This is a genomic window from Roseibium aggregatum IAM 12614, assembly GCF_000168975.1.
GTDB classification, from domain to species: domain Bacteria; phylum Pseudomonadota; class Alphaproteobacteria; order Rhizobiales; family Stappiaceae; genus Roseibium; species Roseibium aggregatum.
On sequence record NZ_AAUW01000007.1, the window covers coordinates 170240 to 188346 of the forward strand.

General features: G+C 57.7%; 20 protein-coding genes. 7 read left to right on the forward strand and 13 right to left on the reverse strand.

Translation table 11 applies throughout. The features are described from left to right. Positions 1–139: 139 nt before the first annotated feature. The 10 genes from fliP to flgB all read right to left on the reverse strand — a co-directional run bounded on the left by fliP (position 140) and on the right by flgB (position 6410). Positions 140–883, reverse strand: coding sequence for a flagellar type III secretion system pore protein FliP (gene fliP, locus SIAM614_RS11445; RefSeq protein WP_006934633.1), 744 nt, complete (start codon positions 881–883; stop codon positions 140–142). Beyond that, entirely contained in the window at positions 880–1380 is a 501-nt protein-coding gene (locus SIAM614_RS11450; protein ID WP_006934634.1) for a flagellar basal body-associated FliL family protein, read from the reverse strand. Before SIAM614_RS11450 ends, fliP begins: the two co-directional genes overlap by 4 nt. A 30-nt stretch (positions 1381–1410) precedes the next feature. Then, positions 1411–2115 (reverse strand): flagellar basal body L-ring protein FlgH, encoded by a 705-nt coding sequence (flgH, locus tag SIAM614_RS11455; RefSeq protein WP_040439910.1) that lies wholly within the window; start codon positions 2113–2115, stop codon positions 1411–1413. Then, positions 2115–2657 (reverse strand): MotE family protein, encoded by a 543-nt coding sequence (locus SIAM614_RS11460; RefSeq protein WP_050789368.1) that lies wholly within the window; start codon positions 2655–2657, stop codon positions 2115–2117. Before SIAM614_RS11460 ends, flgH begins: the two co-directional genes overlap by 1 nt. A 190-nt stretch (positions 2658–2847) precedes the next feature. Next, positions 2848–3954 carry a flagellar basal body P-ring protein FlgI gene (flgI, locus tag SIAM614_RS11465; RefSeq protein WP_006934650.1) on the reverse strand — a complete coding sequence of 369 codons (1107 nt, stop codon included), beginning with the start codon at positions 3952–3954 and terminating at the stop codon, positions 2848–2850. 4 nt (positions 3955–3958) lie between these two features. Next, on the reverse strand, positions 3959–4414 hold the full coding sequence (gene flgA / locus SIAM614_RS11470) for a flagellar basal body P-ring formation chaperone FlgA (RefSeq protein WP_006934652.1): 456 nt from the start codon (positions 4412–4414) through the stop codon (positions 3959–3961). A 14-nt stretch (positions 4415–4428) separates the two neighbouring features. Beyond that, entirely contained in the window at positions 4429–5217 is a 789-nt protein-coding gene (gene flgG / locus SIAM614_RS11475) for a flagellar basal-body rod protein FlgG (protein WP_006934654.1), read from the reverse strand. Between the two features lie 48 nt (positions 5218–5265). Continuing rightward, entirely contained in the window at positions 5266–5598 is a 333-nt protein-coding gene (locus SIAM614_RS11480; protein WP_006934656.1) for a flagellar hook-basal body complex protein FliE, read from the reverse strand. Between the two features lie 2 nt (positions 5599–5600). Next, the gene (gene flgC / locus SIAM614_RS11485) at positions 5601–6017 is read right to left on the reverse strand and encodes a flagellar basal body rod protein FlgC (protein WP_006934658.1); all 417 of its coding nucleotides are present in this window, start codon (positions 6015–6017) and stop codon (positions 5601–5603) included. Positions 6018–6029: 12 nt separating this feature from the next. Further along, on the reverse strand, positions 6030–6410 hold the full coding sequence (gene flgB / locus SIAM614_RS11490; protein WP_006934660.1) for a flagellar basal body rod protein FlgB: 381 nt from the start codon (positions 6408–6410) through the stop codon (positions 6030–6032). 334 nt (positions 6411–6744) lie between these two features. On the opposite strand from flgB, the gene SIAM614_RS31975 reads away from it, so the two are divergent. The 4 genes from SIAM614_RS31975 (at position 6745) to SIAM614_RS11505 (ending at position 9825) form a co-directional block, all read left to right on the forward strand. Further along, a complete protein-coding gene (locus tag SIAM614_RS31975) occupies positions 6745–7161 on the forward strand; it encodes a hypothetical protein (RefSeq protein WP_157139803.1) in 417 nt (138 codons plus the stop codon). A 9-nt stretch (positions 7162–7170) separates the two neighbouring features. After that, positions 7171–7539, forward strand: coding sequence for a PilZ domain-containing protein (locus tag SIAM614_RS11495; RefSeq protein ID WP_006934664.1), 369 nt, complete (start codon positions 7171–7173; stop codon positions 7537–7539). A 242-nt stretch (positions 7540–7781) separates the two neighbouring features. Further along, positions 7782–8540, forward strand: coding sequence for a FadR/GntR family transcriptional regulator (locus SIAM614_RS11500; protein WP_006934666.1), 759 nt, complete (start codon positions 7782–7784; stop codon positions 8538–8540). Between the two features lie 133 nt (positions 8541–8673). Next, positions 8674–9825, forward strand: a complete 1152-nt coding sequence (locus SIAM614_RS11505; protein WP_006934668.1) for a fumarylacetoacetate hydrolase family protein — start codon at positions 8674–8676, stop codon at positions 9823–9825. 59 nt (positions 9826–9884) lie between these two features. Here the strand turns inward: SIAM614_RS11505 and fumC are convergent, their stop codons facing one another. Together fumC and SIAM614_RS11515 are read right to left on the reverse strand one after the other, a co-directional pair. Next, entirely contained in the window at positions 9885–11270 is a 1386-nt protein-coding gene (gene fumC, locus SIAM614_RS11510) for a class II fumarate hydratase (protein WP_006934669.1), read from the reverse strand. A 22-nt stretch (positions 11271–11292) separates the two neighbouring features. Continuing rightward, entirely contained in the window at positions 11293–12102 is an 810-nt protein-coding gene (locus SIAM614_RS11515) for an alpha/beta hydrolase (RefSeq protein ID WP_006934670.1), read from the reverse strand. Between the two features lie 153 nt (positions 12103–12255). On the opposite strand from SIAM614_RS11515, the gene SIAM614_RS11520 reads away from it, so the two are divergent. The 3 genes from SIAM614_RS11520 (at position 12256) to lexA (ending at position 15564) form a co-directional block, all read left to right on the forward strand. Then, positions 12256–13836: an acyl-CoA synthetase gene (locus SIAM614_RS11520; protein WP_006934671.1), complete on the forward strand. Its 1581-nt coding sequence runs from the start codon at positions 12256–12258 to the stop codon at positions 13834–13836. A 131-nt stretch (positions 13837–13967) separates the two neighbouring features. After that, positions 13968–14732 (forward strand): hypothetical protein, encoded by a 765-nt coding sequence (locus SIAM614_RS11525; protein WP_229597964.1) that lies wholly within the window; start codon positions 13968–13970, stop codon positions 14730–14732. Between the two features lie 121 nt (positions 14733–14853). Beyond that, complete coding sequence (gene lexA / locus SIAM614_RS11530) at positions 14854–15564, forward strand: transcriptional repressor LexA (RefSeq protein WP_006934673.1); 711 nt, start codon at positions 14854–14856, stop codon at positions 15562–15564. Between the two features lie 4 nt (positions 15565–15568). Here the strand turns inward: lexA and SIAM614_RS11535 are convergent, their stop codons facing one another. Beyond that, on the reverse strand, positions 15569–17905 hold the full coding sequence (locus SIAM614_RS11535; RefSeq protein WP_198137305.1) for a ComEC/Rec2 family competence protein: 2337 nt from the start codon (positions 17903–17905) through the stop codon (positions 15569–15571). Positions 17906–18107: the final 202 nt, after the last annotated feature.

The window sequence follows — 18107 nt, forward strand, 5'->3', positions numbered from 1 at the left end:
GCGGGCAATTTGATCTTTTTGGTATTTCGGCGGGACCCAACTCCACGACAAAAAATCTAATCGCTCACGATCATATCGTAGAAAGCAAAAAAGGCGGAGCCTGCCGGCCCCGCCCTTTTGCGCCCCGACGCCCCGTCGGTTACAGGAATGATCGCACAAGACTGCCGACCAGAAGGTTCCATCCATCGATCAACACGAAGAACAAGGCCTTGAAAGGCAATGATATGACCGTTGGCGGCAGCATCATCATGCCCATGGACATGGTGATCGTTGCAACGATCATATCGATCACGAGAAAAGGCAACGCGATCAAAAAGCCGATTTCGAAACCCCGTCGCAATTCGGAAATCATGAAAGCCGGGATCAAGACGCGCAAATCGACTTCTTCCGCCGAGGCAGCCTCGTTATCCGTCACCCGGCCGGCAGCAAGGTCATCGAAAAGAACAAGATCTTCTTCGCGTACCTGGCTCAGCATGAAATCCCGGAATGGAGTCGTGATCCGCACATAGGCCTCTTCCTCGGAAATCTCGTTGTTCATGAGCGGCTGAACACCCTGCTCCCAGGCTTTGTCGAAAGTCGGCGCCATGACGTAGAACGTCATGAAAAGTGCCAGCGAAATGAGGATCAAATTGCCCGGAGTGGTCTGAAGGCCGATACCGGACCTCAGGAACGAGAAAGCAATCACGAAGCGGGTGAAGCTCGTCACCATGATGAGGATGCCCGGCGCCAGAGAGAGCACCGTCAGCAGCGCAATCATCTGGATGATACGGCCGCTGGCACTACCCTCTCCGGCAGGCAGCAATGCTGACAGATCCGGCACCTGGGCAGCAGCAGCCCCCGTCATCGCGACCAGTACGAGGCCAGCAACAAGAAGACGGCTCATTGAATGACCACCGATTCCAGAATGACCTCACTCACCTGACCTCTGGTGCGGGTCTGGGCGCGCTCGGTAAGATCTTCTCGAAGATGCTGCAAACCGATCCCGCCTTCCAGATGAGACAGGGTAAGCGTGCGCATATAGCCGAGAAAATCGTCCTCGACCTTTTTCTTGAGAACACCAGCATCGCCATCCGGGTCGTCTTCGAGGAGAATTGAAGCCTGCACCCGGATCCATGCATCTTGCGGCGATGCCAGGTTTGTCACCAGCGGCTCGAGCCTTTGCAGACGCGTCGAAGGAGAAAACGGCAGCGTGTCGGTGAAGCTCTGCTGCTGGCGGAGCCGCCCGTGAACTTCCTCTTCGGTGTAGTCTGCGACATATTTCGCAAGACCCGCTCCAGCACCGCCGCCAATCAGTGTCAGCAACACCATTGCCGCGACGAAGCCGGAGCTTCGCTGTTGCTCCTGCGCACCTTCAAAGGGAACTTCGATGATATTTGGCATTTCGGTCTTTCCGATATTTTCAGGAAGGGCTCAGAAGGGCGTCACGATGTCGTAGATCTGCTGCCCCCAGGCCGGTTGCTGAACCTCGGTGATCCTGCCGCGGCCGCCATAGGAGACCCGCGCTTCGGCAATCTTGTCGTAAGGAATGGTGTTGTTGGCCTGAATGTCGCGGGGACGTACAATGCCGGCGATCTGCAGAATGCGCATTTCGAAGTTCACACGCATTTCCTGAGATCCGGAGATCACGAGGTTGCCGTTCGGCAGACGATCCGTGACCACAGCAGCAACGGAAAGCTGAATTTCCTCCGACCGGTCGATGGAACCGGAGCCTGCAGAGCCTGAGCCGGAGTCGACACCCAGATTGCCACTTCCGCCATGGCCGATGCCGTCCCAGTCGTAGTCCATCGTGCCGCCCCAGCCGATATCGGAAGTGCGCCGGCGATCCGACTTGTTGTCCATGTTGGCGCGGTCGTTGATCTGGATGGTGACTGTCAGCACATCACCGACTTTCTTCGCCCGTGGATCTGCAAAGAAGTTGTCGCGGCCACTGGCCCACAAGGAGTTGTAGTCCTTGACGGTGCCCTGTCCGAAAGTGCTGAGCGGATAAGCGGCGGGCTGCTGAACGGCAAGACCATACCCGACCGGTGTCATCTCCGGTGCGCGACCAACATCTTCCAACTGTCCGGCACAACCGGTCAGCATCGCAGCTCCGAAGGAGAACATAATAGCGCGCATCAGAAACTCCGTTGTATTTCGGGATGGGTCAGCCCCATCATCGACTGGGTTAGCTGGGCAGCGCGGGAAGGCTCCATCTCATCGAGAATGCTGCTGGCAACGCGGGCTTTCAGTTTCAGAAGAACGCCAACAGCGGCTTCCTCATCGGTTGTCTGAAGCTGTGCCGCAGCGGCCTCCGGGCGCATGCGTCCAATGATGGACACAACCTGATCCTCGACTTCATTGAGCAGGTCTTCCCGCCGCTCGACCCATTTTTCGAATTCGCGTTCCTTGCGCTGCAGCTCCTCAATTCTGTCCCGCAGGCTCGCCTCGAGGCTGATCAGCTTCCAGGTCTGCCACTTGATGCGCGCATCCGAGGCCGCTTCGGCGATGTTCTTGCAATAGAGTTCGCTGTCCTGTGGCGGTACGGGCGCAAGTGCGCTTTCACGCGCTTGCGGCTTCTGGCGCGGCGCCTGGGCAACGGCCGGGCCACCGAGTGTGATCGAAACTGCCGCAACCACCAGAAGCGTGAATGTGCGGCCGCGGTCCAAATGTCGTGGCATAAGGCCTTCCCTTTGCAGAACCTCTTTGGACGCACAATCGGAGATCGAGCTTGCGTGAGGCTGTCGCAAGAAAAACGCCGCTTCGAAAAGCGGCGTTTTTGGAATTGCACTCCCGGAGGAGACGGATTGGGATCATCACGATTTCAGAAGACGGGAACGGCTCCCTTTTCCGGACAGAACCGGCCCTGAGTTATTGCACCACGAGTTCCGCCTGCAGCGCCCCGGCCGTCTTGATCGCCTGGAGGATCGCTATGATGCCGGTTGGACGCAGACCGATCCGGTTGAGACCGCGCACCAGCGTTGGCAGATCCGTTCCACCAACAACGGCAAGCTGGCCACCGCTTTCCTGCGCATCGACATAGGTTCTCGGGACGACGACAGTCTGACCGTTCTGCGAGAACGGAGACGGCTGCGAAACCTCGGGCGCTTCCGAAATTCGGACCGTCAGATTGCCATGTGTAATGGCCACGGTCGAAATCTGCACATCCTTGCCGATAACCACAGTTCCGGTCCGCTCATCGATAACGACTTTCGCTGTCTGATCGGGCGTCACCCGAATGGCTTCGATTTCGGCAATAAACCGTGTAACGCTGATGTTCTGCGGCGGCGTGAGCACGACCGTCCGGTAGTCCCGTTCCTTGGCCACCTTGATCCCGTATCGTTCCCTGGTGAACTGATTGATCGCGTCGGCAATGCGCACCGCCGTCCGGAAATCCGGGTTTGAAAGCTCGAGCACCAGATTGGGAATTTGCGAAAACTTAGCCGGCAAATCTCTTTCGATGAGACCACCATTTGGAACCCGTCCAACGGTCGGAATGCCCTGTGTCAGACTCTCCGCCTGGCCCAGTTCAGCAAAACCGGACACTGCGACCGGGCCCTGCGCAACCGCATAAATCTGCCCATCCGCTCCCAGCAAAGGGGTGGCGATAAGTGTCCCGCCAGCAAGCGACGTGGCATCGCCGAGCGAAGACACACTCACATCGATCGTCGATCCCTGGCCAATAAAGGATGGCATTTCGGCGGTTACGACCACGGCCGCAACGTTCCGCGTCCTCAGCCGCGCATCGCGCACGTTTACCCCCAGGCTGTCGAGCATCGATTGCAGCGACTGTTCCGTGAATGGGGAATTCCGCAACGTGTCGCCAGACCCCTTCAGACCGATGACGAGGCCGTAGCCGACGAGCTGGTTGTCGCGCACCCCTTGCAGACTGGCGATGTCCTTGATCCGGACCATGGACATTGCCGACACCGGCAAGGCCAACAGTGCAGCCAGAACAAAAACGAGTACCCGGATCATAAATTCAGTTCTCCACACGTATGGTGCCGTCTTCTTGAACCCGTCCGGAAACCACCAGACCGCTGTCGACATTGCGCACGCGCACGAAATTGCCGGCTCCGCCGTTTTGAAGCGCTTCCACCTGCATGATGATCATCAGGCCCTGTTCCCGGAAGACCAGCCGCGCCGGTTCACCACGACGAACAAGGACCGGCTTTTCGACAGAGCTGATCGGCACAGGCTGTCCCGGCAGCAACGTGCGCCGTGCAACCATTCCAACCAGTTGGCCCCTGTTGGTTGAAACAGCGAATTGCTGCGCTGTCCGGGTCGGAAACGATCGTTCGATCAGATCCTGATGTGAGATTTCAGTTCCAGCCTGAATTGTCTGGCGCGGCACCGGCAGATCTATGCCGCCGGCAGCACGAGCTGCCGCAGTGCTGAAAACCAGGACCAGCGCCAGGAACAAGGATCGGATCAACATCGCATCAACTCCTGTTAGCGAATACCGTTGGTGACAGTACCTGCCATCTCGTCAGCGGCCTTCATGACCTTGGAGTTCATTTCATACCCGCGCTGGGCGCTGATCAGGGCCGTGATTTCCTTCACGGGATCGACGTTCGAGCTTTCAAGGTAACCCTGACGGATAACGCCGAACCCCGGATCGCCGGCAACACCGGAAACGGGTGAGCCTGAGGCTTCCGTTTCGCGGAACAGGTTACCGCCAACAGGTTCCAGACCGACATCATTGGCGAAGTTGGAAAGCGTCAACTGGCCCAGTTCGCGCGGTGCCATTTCGCCGTCAACCTTGGCGAAAACCTGGCCGGATTCGTTGACAACCACCTCGATGGTTTCCTGCGGAACGATGATTGCAGGTTCAACCGGGTAACCATCGATAGTCACCAGTCTGCCGTCAGCGTTCTTGTTGAAAGAGCCCGCCCGGGTAAACAGCGTTTCGTCGTCCGGCCCGGTGATTTCGAACCAACCCCGGCCGTCAAGCGCGACATCGAACTGGTTACCGGTGTTGGTCAGCGAGCCTTGCGCATGAAGCTTGCGGATGCCGGCAGTACGAACGCCGAGACCAAGCTGCGCGCCCTCCGGCACGGGATCCTCACCGCCCCGGTTTGGCACCCCTTGCAGACGCTCGGCCTGATACAGAAGGTCGGAGAATTCCGCCTGGGATCGTTTGAAGGACGTCGTATTCATATTGGCGATGTTGTTGGCGACAACTTCGACATTCATCTGCTGCGCGCTCATGCCAGTCGCGGCGATAGCAAGGGCTTTCATGGATTTTCTCCTGGTAATTACAATCGCTTATCAAGACCTACGGCTCGATCAGATCGACATGCGGCTGATTTCCTGATAGGCGCTCACGACCTTGTCGCGGATGGCAATCGCGGTCTGGAGGGTGGATTCTGCAGCCATGACCGCCTCGACCACCTGCTGAACTGAAGCCTGGCCGTCGACACCTGCAATGGACGCCGCTTCACCCTGCTTGATCTTGTCGATCGCATCCGTCGAAACTTTCGCCATCGCGTCGGAGAAACTGATTTCTCCCACAGAGCCGGTGCCGCCCAGATCTGGCGTGCTCGCCGTGTACCTCGTGGTGGAGGCAGCCTTCAGGACGCCGTCGGTCGACGAGGTTAGTGCGGAGATTTCATTGATCATGATCAGTTCCTCAACAGGTCGATGTTGCGCATGACCATTTCGCGGGCCTGCGTCATGACTTTCAGATTGGCTTCGTAAGAACGGTTGGTTTCGCGCATGTCGGCCAGCTCAAGCAGCGTGTTGACGTTCGGCATCTTCACGTAGCCGTTCTCGTCCGCCGCCGGATGTCCGGGGTCATATTCCACCGCAAACTCGGCCTTGTCCTCGCCGATGCCCTTCACGGACACCAGGTTGGCCTGAACGGCACGGCTGAACTCGCTTTCGAAAGTGATGGTCTTGCGACGGTAAGGGTCGTCCCCGGCAGCTTCCCCGGTCGAGCGGGCGTTGGCGAGGTTTTCGGACACAACTCTCAAGCGTTCCGACTGCGCCCTCAGGCCGGCGCCAGAAATCTGCAAGGTTGCGGAAAGCGGATCGGACATGATTGTTTTCCTTTAGGATTTCACTGCGGACAGGTACATGCGATGGAAAGACTTCGCGATACTGGCGTTCAACGAATGATCGCGCGCGACCTCTCCTGCCTTCATGAGTTCCTGTTCCAGGCTGACGGAGTTTCCGGAATGGGTAACGGTCCAGCTGTCTGCCTTTTCGACATCGGACTTGCGCGCGGCTTCCATCGTCTGGCCCAGATGGCCGTCATGGGTTGCCGTCATGGCGAGCTGGGTTCTGCTGATCACCGTGGTGAACGGCTCCAGGTCCTTGGACCGGAAGCCCGGCGTATTGGCGTTGGCAATGTTCTCGGCAATGGTCGCCTGGCGGACGGAAAGCCAGTCATTGCTGTTCGAAACGAGTTTGGTCAGGAACACGGGTTCCATGGAAGACCTCCTATCGGCTCAGGTTGCCCCAAGGGATAGTCAGCCAAGCTTGCCCGAAACTGTTCGGCCGAACGTGTTCATCAGTCAGGCCGACAGAGAGCCCTCCAGAACCTTTGCGGCATAAGGTTCGCGCAATCTTCAGTGTGCATACATTGATTGCGCGGGCGCCCCTGCCCGTTCTGAACCCCCTATCTGGGAGAAGCGTATGAAACGGCTGTTGCCGCAGACCTGCGCACAGAAAGCAGACGGACATTCAACCCGCCCAATTGCGCGATGCGCGGCTCTTTCGTCTCGCGTCTTACATGTGCGAAACGGAGTTTTTCCGGCCGCGTTTATGCTCTCCGCTGTCTGCCATTCACCACCGGCATTGGCCCAGTTCACGGACTGCGACGCCTATGCAAAAGCGTATGCAGATGCACATATCAACCCCGATCAGTCAGACCTGCCGATCGTCGATGGAGCAATGGAAGGTGCCGTTGCTGGCGGTGCCTGGCGAGGCCCGGGCGGTGCCCGCAGAGGCGCTTTGACCGGTGGTGCTTTGGCGGTTCTGGACAACCTCGGCAGCACACCTGCCGGCTGGCGAGGCCTTTACGACCTTGCCTATCGCCTGTGCCGAAACGCTCAGTCTCCCGTCACGCACCGGCCCTCAACACTGGGAGATCCCAGCTACCGCCCTGCACTTCCCGGTTCCAGCAGACCAGAGCCTCTAAGGCCAATGGAACCGCTTGCCCCATCAAGACCCAACAACTGAGGTTGTGACATGTTTTCGTTTCTCACCGCAAAACGGGACTCCATTGCCGCTGCCATTCAGCGCCGCCTGCACCCGCGTCAACGCACAAGATTGCGTCCGGCGAAACTCGCGAGCCTGGATAATGAATTTATTTGCGATTGCACGATCCGGGACATCTCTGACGGTGGCATCCGCCTCGTTCTGAACGAGGTTACCGACTTGCCAGAGGAGTTCTATGTATTCGACGCGGTCCCGAAAACTGTCGCCGAAGTTCAGCTCCGCTGGCGAGACGGTCTGTCAGCAGGGGTCGTTTATCTGGTGCCACCGGCAAGTATACGCCACTTCCGCAACACTGGAGTGAGGAAACTTGCGCAAAGACTATACGCCCTCGATGGATAGATCCTCAGTAATTGTCCTACAAATTTGAAAATATCGGCTCCATTTCCTTGCCGATTGGTCAATTATTTAAACGACAGCGACACAGACCGACTACAGAATCGACAGATCAGCTTTTCAAAACGTAGTTCAAGGTTATTAATTCTAGTATTTTAAAAAATTGGCTTGTAAAACATGCTCAGGACGCAACGCCGGTCTCGCCGAACACGATCAGTGTGCGAGACCCGACTGCCCGAGTCTGTTGAATGGATAATAAGAAACGAAATTTCTTCGAACTACCGGACAAAGTCCTCACATCTCTGCCAACCGGGGCAGTCAAGGATACAGTCGAACATCTCGGTAAAAAGATCGCGCATGGTGATTATCCTACCGGCGCGGTTCTTCCGCGCGAGGATGAACTCGTTGACAGTCTCGGGGTTTCACGGACGGTTGTTCGGGAAGCGATCAAGGTTTTGTGCGGCAAGGGATTGATACGAACTGCCCGCAGGTACGGCTCCCGCGTCTGCCCGTTTGACGACTGGAATCTTCTAGATCCGGACGTCATTCGCTGGCATGACCCGAAAAGTCCGCAAACGGCAAGAATTTATGCCGAAGCAACAGATCTCAGATTGATATTCGAGCCGGAAGCGGCCGCACTCGCCGCCGTCAATGCAAGCCGTAGTCAACGCGACACCATTCTGGCAGCCGCGCGGGCCATTCACCCGCTGGACGGTCAATCCAGCATGATTGGCGCCGACTACATGTTCCATGCCACGATCCTTCAGGCCAGTGGCAATCAGATGCTATCCCAGCTCCAGAACTTGATTTACGCAGTCATGCTGTTTTCCTACGCGGCGTCACAGCGAACGCCTCCGGAAGAAAAAGTCGCCCGCCGCAATCATGTAGGCGTGGCTGAAGCCATCGATTCAGGCGATGCCGAACTGGCACGTGGGCGCATGAGAGACATGCTGGTGCTGAACAAGGCGATGGCAGACAAACTGGTTGCATCTACGCTTCAGGAATGATCCTGGCGCCGGAAGCACCGGTTTGAGAGTGCATAAACCCGCGTTTCCACATTTGTTGGACAAGTGAGAATTTTCCCAGCAGATTAGGGAAAACCAACAATGGGCCACACCCCAAGGCCAATCAGGAAACGCCATGAGCTTTTATTCAGAAACCGAAATGTCTTCCGGCACTTATCTGGGCCGTGTCTGGCGGCCCGGCGCCAACGGACCTGCCGTCGTTACACTGCGCGGCAATCGCGTCATCGACATCACCTCGAAGACCGCCCCCACAGTGAGGGACATCTGCGAATTGCAGGATCCGGCAAGTTACGTTGCCAAGGCAGAAGGTGAAGATCTCGGCTCACTCGACACGATTGCTGCAGCTTCCGCCAATAATCCTGCCAATCTGCATTTTCTTGCACCGTGCGATCTGCAGGCGGTGAAAGCCTGTGGCGTGACCTTCGCCAATTCGATGGTGGAACGCGTTATCGAGGAAAAAGCGGCGGGTGACCCTCAAAAGGCGGAAGCAATCCGAGCACGGGTGGGCGCCACCATCGGCGACAGCCTGCGTAATCTGCGCGCCGGATCTGAGGAAGCTGCCAGGGTAAAACAGGCGCTGATTTCCGAAGGGCTGTGGAGCCAGTATCTGGAAGTCGGCATCGGCCCGGATGCCGAAGTCTTTTCCAAAGCTCAGGTTCTTTCCTCGGTCGGGCCCGGTGCTGACGTCGGTCTGCATCCCGTGTCGAGCTGGAACAACCCGGAGCCGGAAGTGGTTCTGACAGTCTCTTCCAAAGGAGTGATTGTCGGCGCGACGCTTGGAAACGATGTCAACCTGCGCGACGTCGAAGGCCGCTCGGCGCTGCTTCTGTCCAAAGCCAAGGACAACAATGCATCCTGCGCCATCGGGCCCATGATTCGACTGTTCGACGACACGTTTTCGCTGGATGACGTACGCCAGGCAGAGCTGGATCTGACCGTCGAGGGAGCGGACGGATTCGTTCTCGAGGGACGGTCTTCGATGAAGGAGATAAGCCGGGATCCTCAGGATCTTGTTCGGCAGACCCTAGGCCGGCACCACCAGTACCCCGACGGGATCATGCTGTTTCTCGGCACGCTCTTTGCCCCTACCCAGGACAGGGATGTCGCCGGTGAGGGCTTTACGCACAAACTGGGTGACGTCGTCACGATCGAGAGCCCGGGCCTGGGCCGCTTGAGCAACACAGTCCGGCTTTCGACGGAATGTCCCGAATGGACTTTCGGCATAAGCTCCCTGATGCGCAATCTTGCAGAGCGCGGCCTTCTCTAGGCGGCGGCTGGTCAGCCCAGCGCTCGGCGCAGACCCACATCAGGAAGCATCCGAGCTCGTCAAAGCGACGGCTGGACCATTTTCGCGGGATCGACAACCCGGTCGAATTCCTCCGCGCTGACAAAGCCAAGGTCAAGGCATGCCTGTTTCAAGGTCAGATCATGCTCAAAAGCATGATGTGCGGCATGACTGGCCTTGTCGTATCCGATAAGCGGACTGAGCGCGGTGACCAGCATCAAGGACTGATCGAGGAACTCCTTGATGCGCTTTTCGTTCGGCTCCATGCCTTCGACCAGGAAACGCGAGAAATTCGTGCAGCCGTCGCCCATGATCTTTACCGATTGCAGAATCGCATTGATCATCAGCGGCTTGTAGACATTCATCTCGAGATAACCGCTGGCACCACCGATCCCGACCACGACGTCATTGCCCATGACCTGCGCCGCGATCATCGCAAGTGCCTCGCACTGTGTCGGATTGACCTTGCCCGGCATGATCGAGGACCCGGGTTCATTGGACGGTATTATCAGTTCGAAAAATCCGCAGCGGGGTCCGCATGATAAAAGACGAATGTCGTTTGAGATCTTGAACAAGGAGACAGCAAGCGTCTTCAAGGCCCCGCTCAGCATGACAAGCGCATCGTGCGCGCCCTGGACAGCGAATTTGTTAGGGGCGGTATAAAACGGCAAACCGGTCAGTTCGGCGATCTTTTTGGCTGACAACTCCGCAAAGCGGGGATGCGCGTTGATCCCCGTCCCCACCGCGGTTCCGCCCAGCGCCAGTCCATAGACGTCGTTGAGCACGAAACCGATACGCTCCATGTCCTGGCGCAGCATCTCGGCATAGCCGGAAAATTCCTGCCCAAGTGTCAGAGGCGTAGCGTCCTGCATGTGGGTTCTGCCGATCTTGATGATACTGTCCCAGGCATCGGCTTTCTCCTTAAGGCTTTTGTGGAGTGTCTGAACCCCAGGCAGCAGGCGGTGCGTCACCTGGAGCGCGGCCGCCATATGCATGGCAGCGGGAAAGCTGTCATTGGACGACTGAGACAGGTTCACGTGATCGTTGGGGTGAACCGGATCCTTTGAACCCAGTACGCCACCTGCAAGCGCGATGGCGCGATTGGAGATCACCTCATTCACGTTCATGTTGGTTTGGGTGCCGCTACCGGTCATCCAGACGTGCAGAGGAAAATGGTCGTCCAGTTTTCCTTCGCTCACTTCGTCCGCTGCCCGGACAATCAGGCTCGCAAGATCTTCAGGCAACAGGCCCAACTCTTCGTTTGAAAGGGCGGCTGCCTTTTTCAGGATGCCATAGGCGTGGACAAGCTCAATCGGCATCAAGTCACTGCCGATTGAAAAATACTTGAGGGAACGCTGTGTCTGCGCGCCCCAGTATTTGTCCTCCGGTACATCTATCTCACCGATGCTGTCGCTTTCAGTACGCATAAGCGTCTCCCTGTGGGTTGGTTCAAGAGGCCAGCAAGGTTTCGATCAACTCGCTATCCGGTTTTTTCAGCCCGTCGATGACGTCGAAATGATGCCGATCCGGATCTTCCCGATAGGTTGCCGTTGGCCAGGCATCGGCAAGGAGTTTCGACTGGCGGAGGAACTCCGGACGCTCCGCCCCTCCAACCCAGGCGACGACCGGGCAGTCAATTGCGGGCTTCATAAGTGCCGCACTCTCGGCAACGGCCTCTTCTTCGCTCAACTGGAGGGACTTGTTCATCACGGTATTTCTGAGCGGGCGAAGGTCGTGCAGACCGCTAATGGATGCGACCCGTTCGATCCGAGCCAGAACGTCTTCTGACAGGCGCGTGTCTTCACATATCATCCGCGTGACAAGATGGCCTCCGGCGGAATGTCCGGCGAGCCGGATCGGCCCGGCAACACGAGCCGCTGCCTTGGTGACCGCTACACTGATCTGCCGTGTGATGTCTGTGATCCTGGCATCTGGAGCCAGCTCATAGGATGGCAAGCACACTGTCCAGCCTTTTGCCAGACATCCGCTTGAGAAATGCGACCAGGAACTCTTGTCGAATCTCAGCCAGTAGCCCCCATGAACAAAGACAACGAGCCCTTTGGATTTTCGCTCCGGCCGGAAAACATCGAACCGTTGACGATCCCCTTCCCCGTAAACGACATCCAGATCCTTTTCGACCCAGCTTTTCCGGAAGGCTTCGGCGTCTTGCGCCCAGCGCACAATAAAATCGTCTGCGCCTGGAATATATGCTGCATTTGAATAGGCATCGTCCCAATCAGTAATCGTCATCTCGCTCATTCGAAATCCTCTAACAACCTTCGAAATCGATCGGCGGCATCCTTGCACGATTTGCCTTCAAAGCGGAACGGCCTGAATGCCAATCGCAACTTGTCAAATAGGTGGCGGTCAACCTAACGTCAGAAAAAACTAGGAACCGGGAGGCAAACTCAGATGGTGGAGCGCTGTTCCAATCGCGTGTCCAATCTTGCACATTTTCTGTCCAGAAACGCCGCACGATGGCCAACTCGGCCGGCAGTTGTCCAGGACGGCTGTACCTGGACATGGTCGCAAATCGATTCGCGTGTCTCGGCTCTTGCGACAGGCCTCAAGTCGGAGTTTGGCGTTTCCAAGGGTGACAGTCTTCTGGTTCAGGCAGAAAACTCGGTTCAGATGATCGAGATCATGCTGGCGGCTTTTCGTCTGGGGGCCGTCTGGGTCCCCTGCAATTTCCGTCAAGCGCCCGGCGAGACAGCCTATGCGGCGGAAAAAGCGAAGGCGAAGGTTTTCCTGTGTGACGCAAATTTCGGCGCTCAAGCCGAAGCTGTGCAGAACGCAAGAGCGCAGCTTAGTGGCTGCGTGACGATCGGTACGAGCGACTTTGGCACCAGCTACGAGGATCTCGTCTCCCGCCACACGGGACAAGCCTTTGCGAATGAGAGCGTAGATTACAACGACCCCTGCTGGTTGTTCTTCACGTCCGGCTCCACAGGACGCCCGAAGGCGGTCGTCCTCAGCCACGGGCAAATCGGCTTCGTCTGCGCCAACTACATGGCGGATCTATTGCCTGGAACCACGGAACAGGATGCGTCGCTGGTGATAGCCCCGCTGTCACACGGCGCAGGGCTTCAACTGGTCGCTCAGCTTGTCGCCGGATCAGCGCATGTGCTTCTGCCACGAGGCGGCTTCAATCCAGCCACCGCTTTCGAGCTGATCGAAAAACACAAGGTCAGCAATCTTTTCACCGTCCCCACAATCGTCAAACGCCTGGTGGAAGATCCCGCGGTCGACCGATTCGATCACTCCAGCCTTCGACACGTCATCTATGCGGGGGCTCCCATGTACCGTGAGGACCAGAAACTGGCGCTCCAGAAACTGGGACACGTTCTCGTTCAATACTACGGACTTGGCGAGGTCACCGGAAACATCACGGTGTTGCGGCCACAGGATCATTTTCTGGAGGACGGTCCGCAGACACGCAGTGGCACCTGCGGCACGGAACGTACCGGCATCGAAGTCTCGATCCAGGACGAAGACGGCAATCTCCTGCCGCCCAACGAAACAGGTGAAGTCTGCGTTATCGGTGCGGCCGTCTGCGCGGGATACCTGGATGACGATGACGCCAACAAAAAATCATTCAGAAATGGCTGGTTCCGGACCGGCGACATTGGCCACATGGATGAACAGCGCTACCTGTTCCTGACCGGCCGTGCCTCGGACATGTATATTTCGGGTGGCTCCAACGTCTATCCGAAGGAAGTCGAGGAAGTCCTTCTTACACATCCGGATATCTCCGAGGTCGCAATTCTCGGCATTCCCGACAGGCAGTGGGGCGAAGTCGGACTTGCCGTTTGCGTGGCGGCCCCGGGCAAGTCCCCCGACCCACAGGCTTTGACGGACTATCTCAACGGCAAGATCGCACGTTACAAGTTGCCGGCACGCTACCTCTTTATTCCGGCGATGCCGACCAGCGCCTATGGCAAGATCACGAAAAAACTGGTGCGTGAGCATCTGACCGAGCAGGGCTTGCTGTGAGACGGCCGCCGCCAAGGACACTTGTCGACATACGGCATCCAGGCCCTCCCGCCGTCAATCGGTTGCCCTATGCCAGATGCCGGGCGGAACCTCTGGAGATAGACTTCACGGTTGAAGCCCCCCTTTTGGACGTGCTGGGTCGCTTTGCAGAGCGGCATGAGTTGACTTCGGCCGTGCTGGATCTTTCCGGTCTGACACTTGGGGCGTTCGACTTCGTAATGCCGGCCTGCGCGATCGATGACCGCCACGCGGCCTGGTACAGCGACACGCATTCCTCCAGGGGTGCCACTCTTGAAACAGCGGTCGCTATTCTTGGCAGGAAGGACGGTGACTGGTTCGCGCATATACACGCCTATTGGCACGAGGGCGGCAGAGAGCATCTCGGTCACCTGCTGCCTCATACGCTTCGGATAGCGCAGGCAGGCGCCATCAGGGGGTACGGTCTGCAAGGCGCCGCGTTTGTGGCTTCGCTGGACCCTGAGACTGAATTCACGCTGTTTCGTGTACATCAGACCGAACCCCACTCCAGGCCCATCAAAAATAACGCACTCATCACGACGCTGGCTCCGTTTGCCGACCTGACAAACAGCATCCGCGAACTTGCTCTTCTCTTGGATGCTTCGACCTACGAAGTCCACGGTCTTGGCAGCCTTGCCGGTGCGGCGTTTCGCGATGCCGACGCAATGACAGGTCTGATTTCCGAAATACTGCTTTCTCCGAACGCCGGTGCAACAGCAAATCAGGAGCTCTGCGTGCCCATACGGGCGATCGACCTGGATTGCGAATTGCATGAAGGCATTCTCACGGCAGGCGGCGCCCCCACACTTGTCACCTGCGAATTGCTGATAAGGGCCCGCTCAACACACGAAGATGAACCCAGACCAGTGACCGATTGATCGCGGGGGTCTGCAAGACGCCAAGAACAGTAAGAGAACATTTACCCTTGCAGAACACAATGAGAACAGGTACCATGTTCTTGATTTGTACCAGATGTTTTCTCGGTCAGGGGACGCCTTCATGCTGACGCGCAAGCAGTACGAACTGCTCATGTTCATTCACGAAAGACTGAAAGAAACCGGTGTGCCGCCGTCTTTCGACGAAATGAAGGATGCGCTCGATCTGCGCTCCAAGTCCGGTATTCACCGCCTGATCACCGCCCTCGAAGAACGCGGCTTCATCCGGCGCTTGCCGAACCGGGCTCGAGCCATGGAGGTTGTTCGCCTTCCGGATTCCATCGCACCGGGCCTGGGTACTCCTCGGCCAAGGGGCAGCTTCTCGCCCGAAGTCATCGAAGGATCACTCGGCAAACCGGAACCGGCGAAAGCAGCGCCAGAACCTGTTATCGGTGTCACGGAAGTTCCTGTCATGGGCCGAATTGCCGCCGGCGTTCCGATCGAGGCCATTCAGACACACAGCCACTCCATCACCGTGCCGCAGGACTTGATTGGTCGCGGAGAACATTACGCACTGGAAGTGCGCGGCGATTCCATGATCGAAGCTGGCATCCTGGATGGTGACACCGTTCTTATCCGCCGGACCGACAGCGCCGACAGCGGCGATATCGTCGTCGCTCTTGTCGATGACGAGGAAGCCACCTTGAAGCGCCTGCGCAAGAAAGGTGCCTCAATCGCGCTTGAGGCAGCCAACCCGGCCTATGAGACCCGGATCTTCGGACCGGGCCGTGTCCGTGTTCAGGGCCGCCTCGTAGCTCTGTTTCGACAGTACTGATCCCTCAGTCGTCAACGGACCCTTTTGCGCCTGAAGCGCGGTCTGCTTGACGCAACCCGTCCCTTGTCACCGTTCCTGGCAGATGCCAGGGACGCGGCGGGTCTGGGATGGCAAACACCAGCTTGTCGATTTTCAGCTTTCCATCAGGCGGATGTCCCTGTGCGCCGGCAAGTCCGTTGGCATCAGCAGCCTTCTGACTGGAGGCGCTTGCCGACAACCAGATCGAAACTGCGCCACGTGCGGAGCGCGTTTCCTGGTCAAGAACAAGCCTTGAGCTGCAGATTTCCGAAGCGATTAGATCGGTCACGATCAAATCGGCGTATCTGCAGTCCATCTGAAATGCTTCGAACGTTTTGGGCTGGGCTATTGCCAAATACGGCAACGACTGCTGCTGCGAGTCTGATCCTTCTCCTATTCTGTATGCTCTGACGACACATCCATCATCATCACACTTTCTCTGAGGCGATTTCATCTTGCGCGATAAAATCGCATCGTCAGGCACACCTTCCGACTGGAGCCAAAGGTCTGTAGCAAAGGACCTGCCTCGAGCAGCCCACCGCAAGGATCCAGTTTCGTCCCGAGCGGCGATGCGAGAGCCGCTCGCGGCGATCTGGATATCCGGAGGTCGGTCGGTGAAGACAATCAGGAGCCCGGCAAGCAGCGGAAATCCGGCAAGCAGACGCTTTCTACCGGGCAACAACAGGCCTGCAAAGAGTGCAGACAGCAGCAGACTTGCAGCCGCTCCGTCGAGCCTGCCCGATGCGCCGCCGCCGGCATCCAGCGCAGCAGTGAAAGAAGCCACCTTCAAAAGCAGCGAAACGCCGAAAGACATTACCGCCAGAGGGAGCGCAGCCAGTCCAAAGGGCATCAGAACGAAAGCCAACACCCCCATTGGCATGACAAGCAGCGAGAACACGGGCATGCCCAGAAGGTTGCCAACAACGCCATAAGGCGCAATCCGGCTGAAATGATGTGCTCCGATGATGCCGGTTGCCAATCCGGCGACCAGCGCCGTAACAAGCAATCCTGCTACCCATTTGCCGAGGAAAACGCACGTCGCCATGCCCCATCCGGATACCCTGTCACCGGGAGACCCAAAGCGATCCCGTTGCCGCCACAAATCATAGACGGCAACCAGACAGATCACGGCTGCGAATGACATCTGAAAGCCCGGGAAAAACAGGCGTTCGGGCGCTATCACGAGAAGCACGAGGCCTGCCAGTGCCACACTGCGCAAAGTCAGACCGCGCCGACCGACCAGAATTCCGATAAAGACGATGGCAATCATCAGAAAAGAACGCTGTGTGGCAACCGCACCGCCGGACAGAAGCAGATAGACGACTGCGGCGCCAAGAGCTGAAAGAGCTGCCCACTTGTGCACGGGCCATCTCAACGTCAAAACCGGCACGAGTGACAAAATCAGCAATACAGCGCCGTAGGCGCCGCCCGCGAAAAGCGCCATATGCAATCCTGAAATTGCCAGGATGTGAGCCAGCCCGGCCGAACGCAAAACCTCTTCCTGCTGTTCAGCAATGCCGCTTCTGTCACCAACCAGCAAAGCGACGATCAATGCGGTTTCGGGCCCATCGGCAAGACTGGCTTTGATCCGCTCTGCGATATTGCTTCGGAGTTTGGCAACGGCGACTGCAGGGCGGAACCCAAGCTCGCTATCTGGAACCTTGATGACTGTAGGCGAACCGAAACTGAAGCCTGTCGCACCTATCTGCTGATAAAAGGCCCGGAAGGAATAGTCATACCCTCCCGGAAAAACGGGACCTGCCGGAGGAAACAGGCGCGCACTGGCCTGAACGGTTTCCCCCACCTCCACCCCGCTGTCAGCAGGAACCCGCAAGCGCACCTTTGCCGGAAACGCCAGCGCCTCGACCGGGTGCCCATTAACGGCTGTTACAGCAAGCACGAGCCGAACACCGGCCGCCCCGGTCTCCATCTCTTCAACAACACCGGTTACATCAGCGTTGATCGGCTCGGCGAGGCGCGGCGTCGATACATAAGCTGTACGAAGGCTGGAGGTCGCCAGTCCGGCAAAAAAAGCCAGGCAGAGAATGGCGGGAACCGCTACTTTGCCGCCTTGCCCGACGCGCCAGACTGCGAGGGCTGCAAGCACCGCCAGACCCGTCATCAGAATCCAGGACGGCTCTTCAGGCAACCAGACGTAAACGCCAATTCCCGCAGCAAACGAGAAGGCGAACCACAAGAGCCCTTGCGCATCCCAAAGACGATCTGCCGCCGAACTGGTCATCGAACCGGCATAGGGATTGCCACCTGATAATCCGAACCGCCGCTTCCAACGTTCATCGAACCCAGACGCAGCAGTGGACAAACTTTGCCCCCGATCATCATCAGGTGCCGTTTGCGACCGGCTGTCAGTCATATCCTGCGGATCGGTCAGTGACGTCACCCCAGCTCCCCGTTTGGTCCAAGAAAGGGCAGAGGCCCCTATTTAGCCTCGCCAAAGCCTGTGGTAAGACCGCGCCACCAATTCGGCGCGCTCCGCGCCGTCATACTGACAGAGACTTTTATAA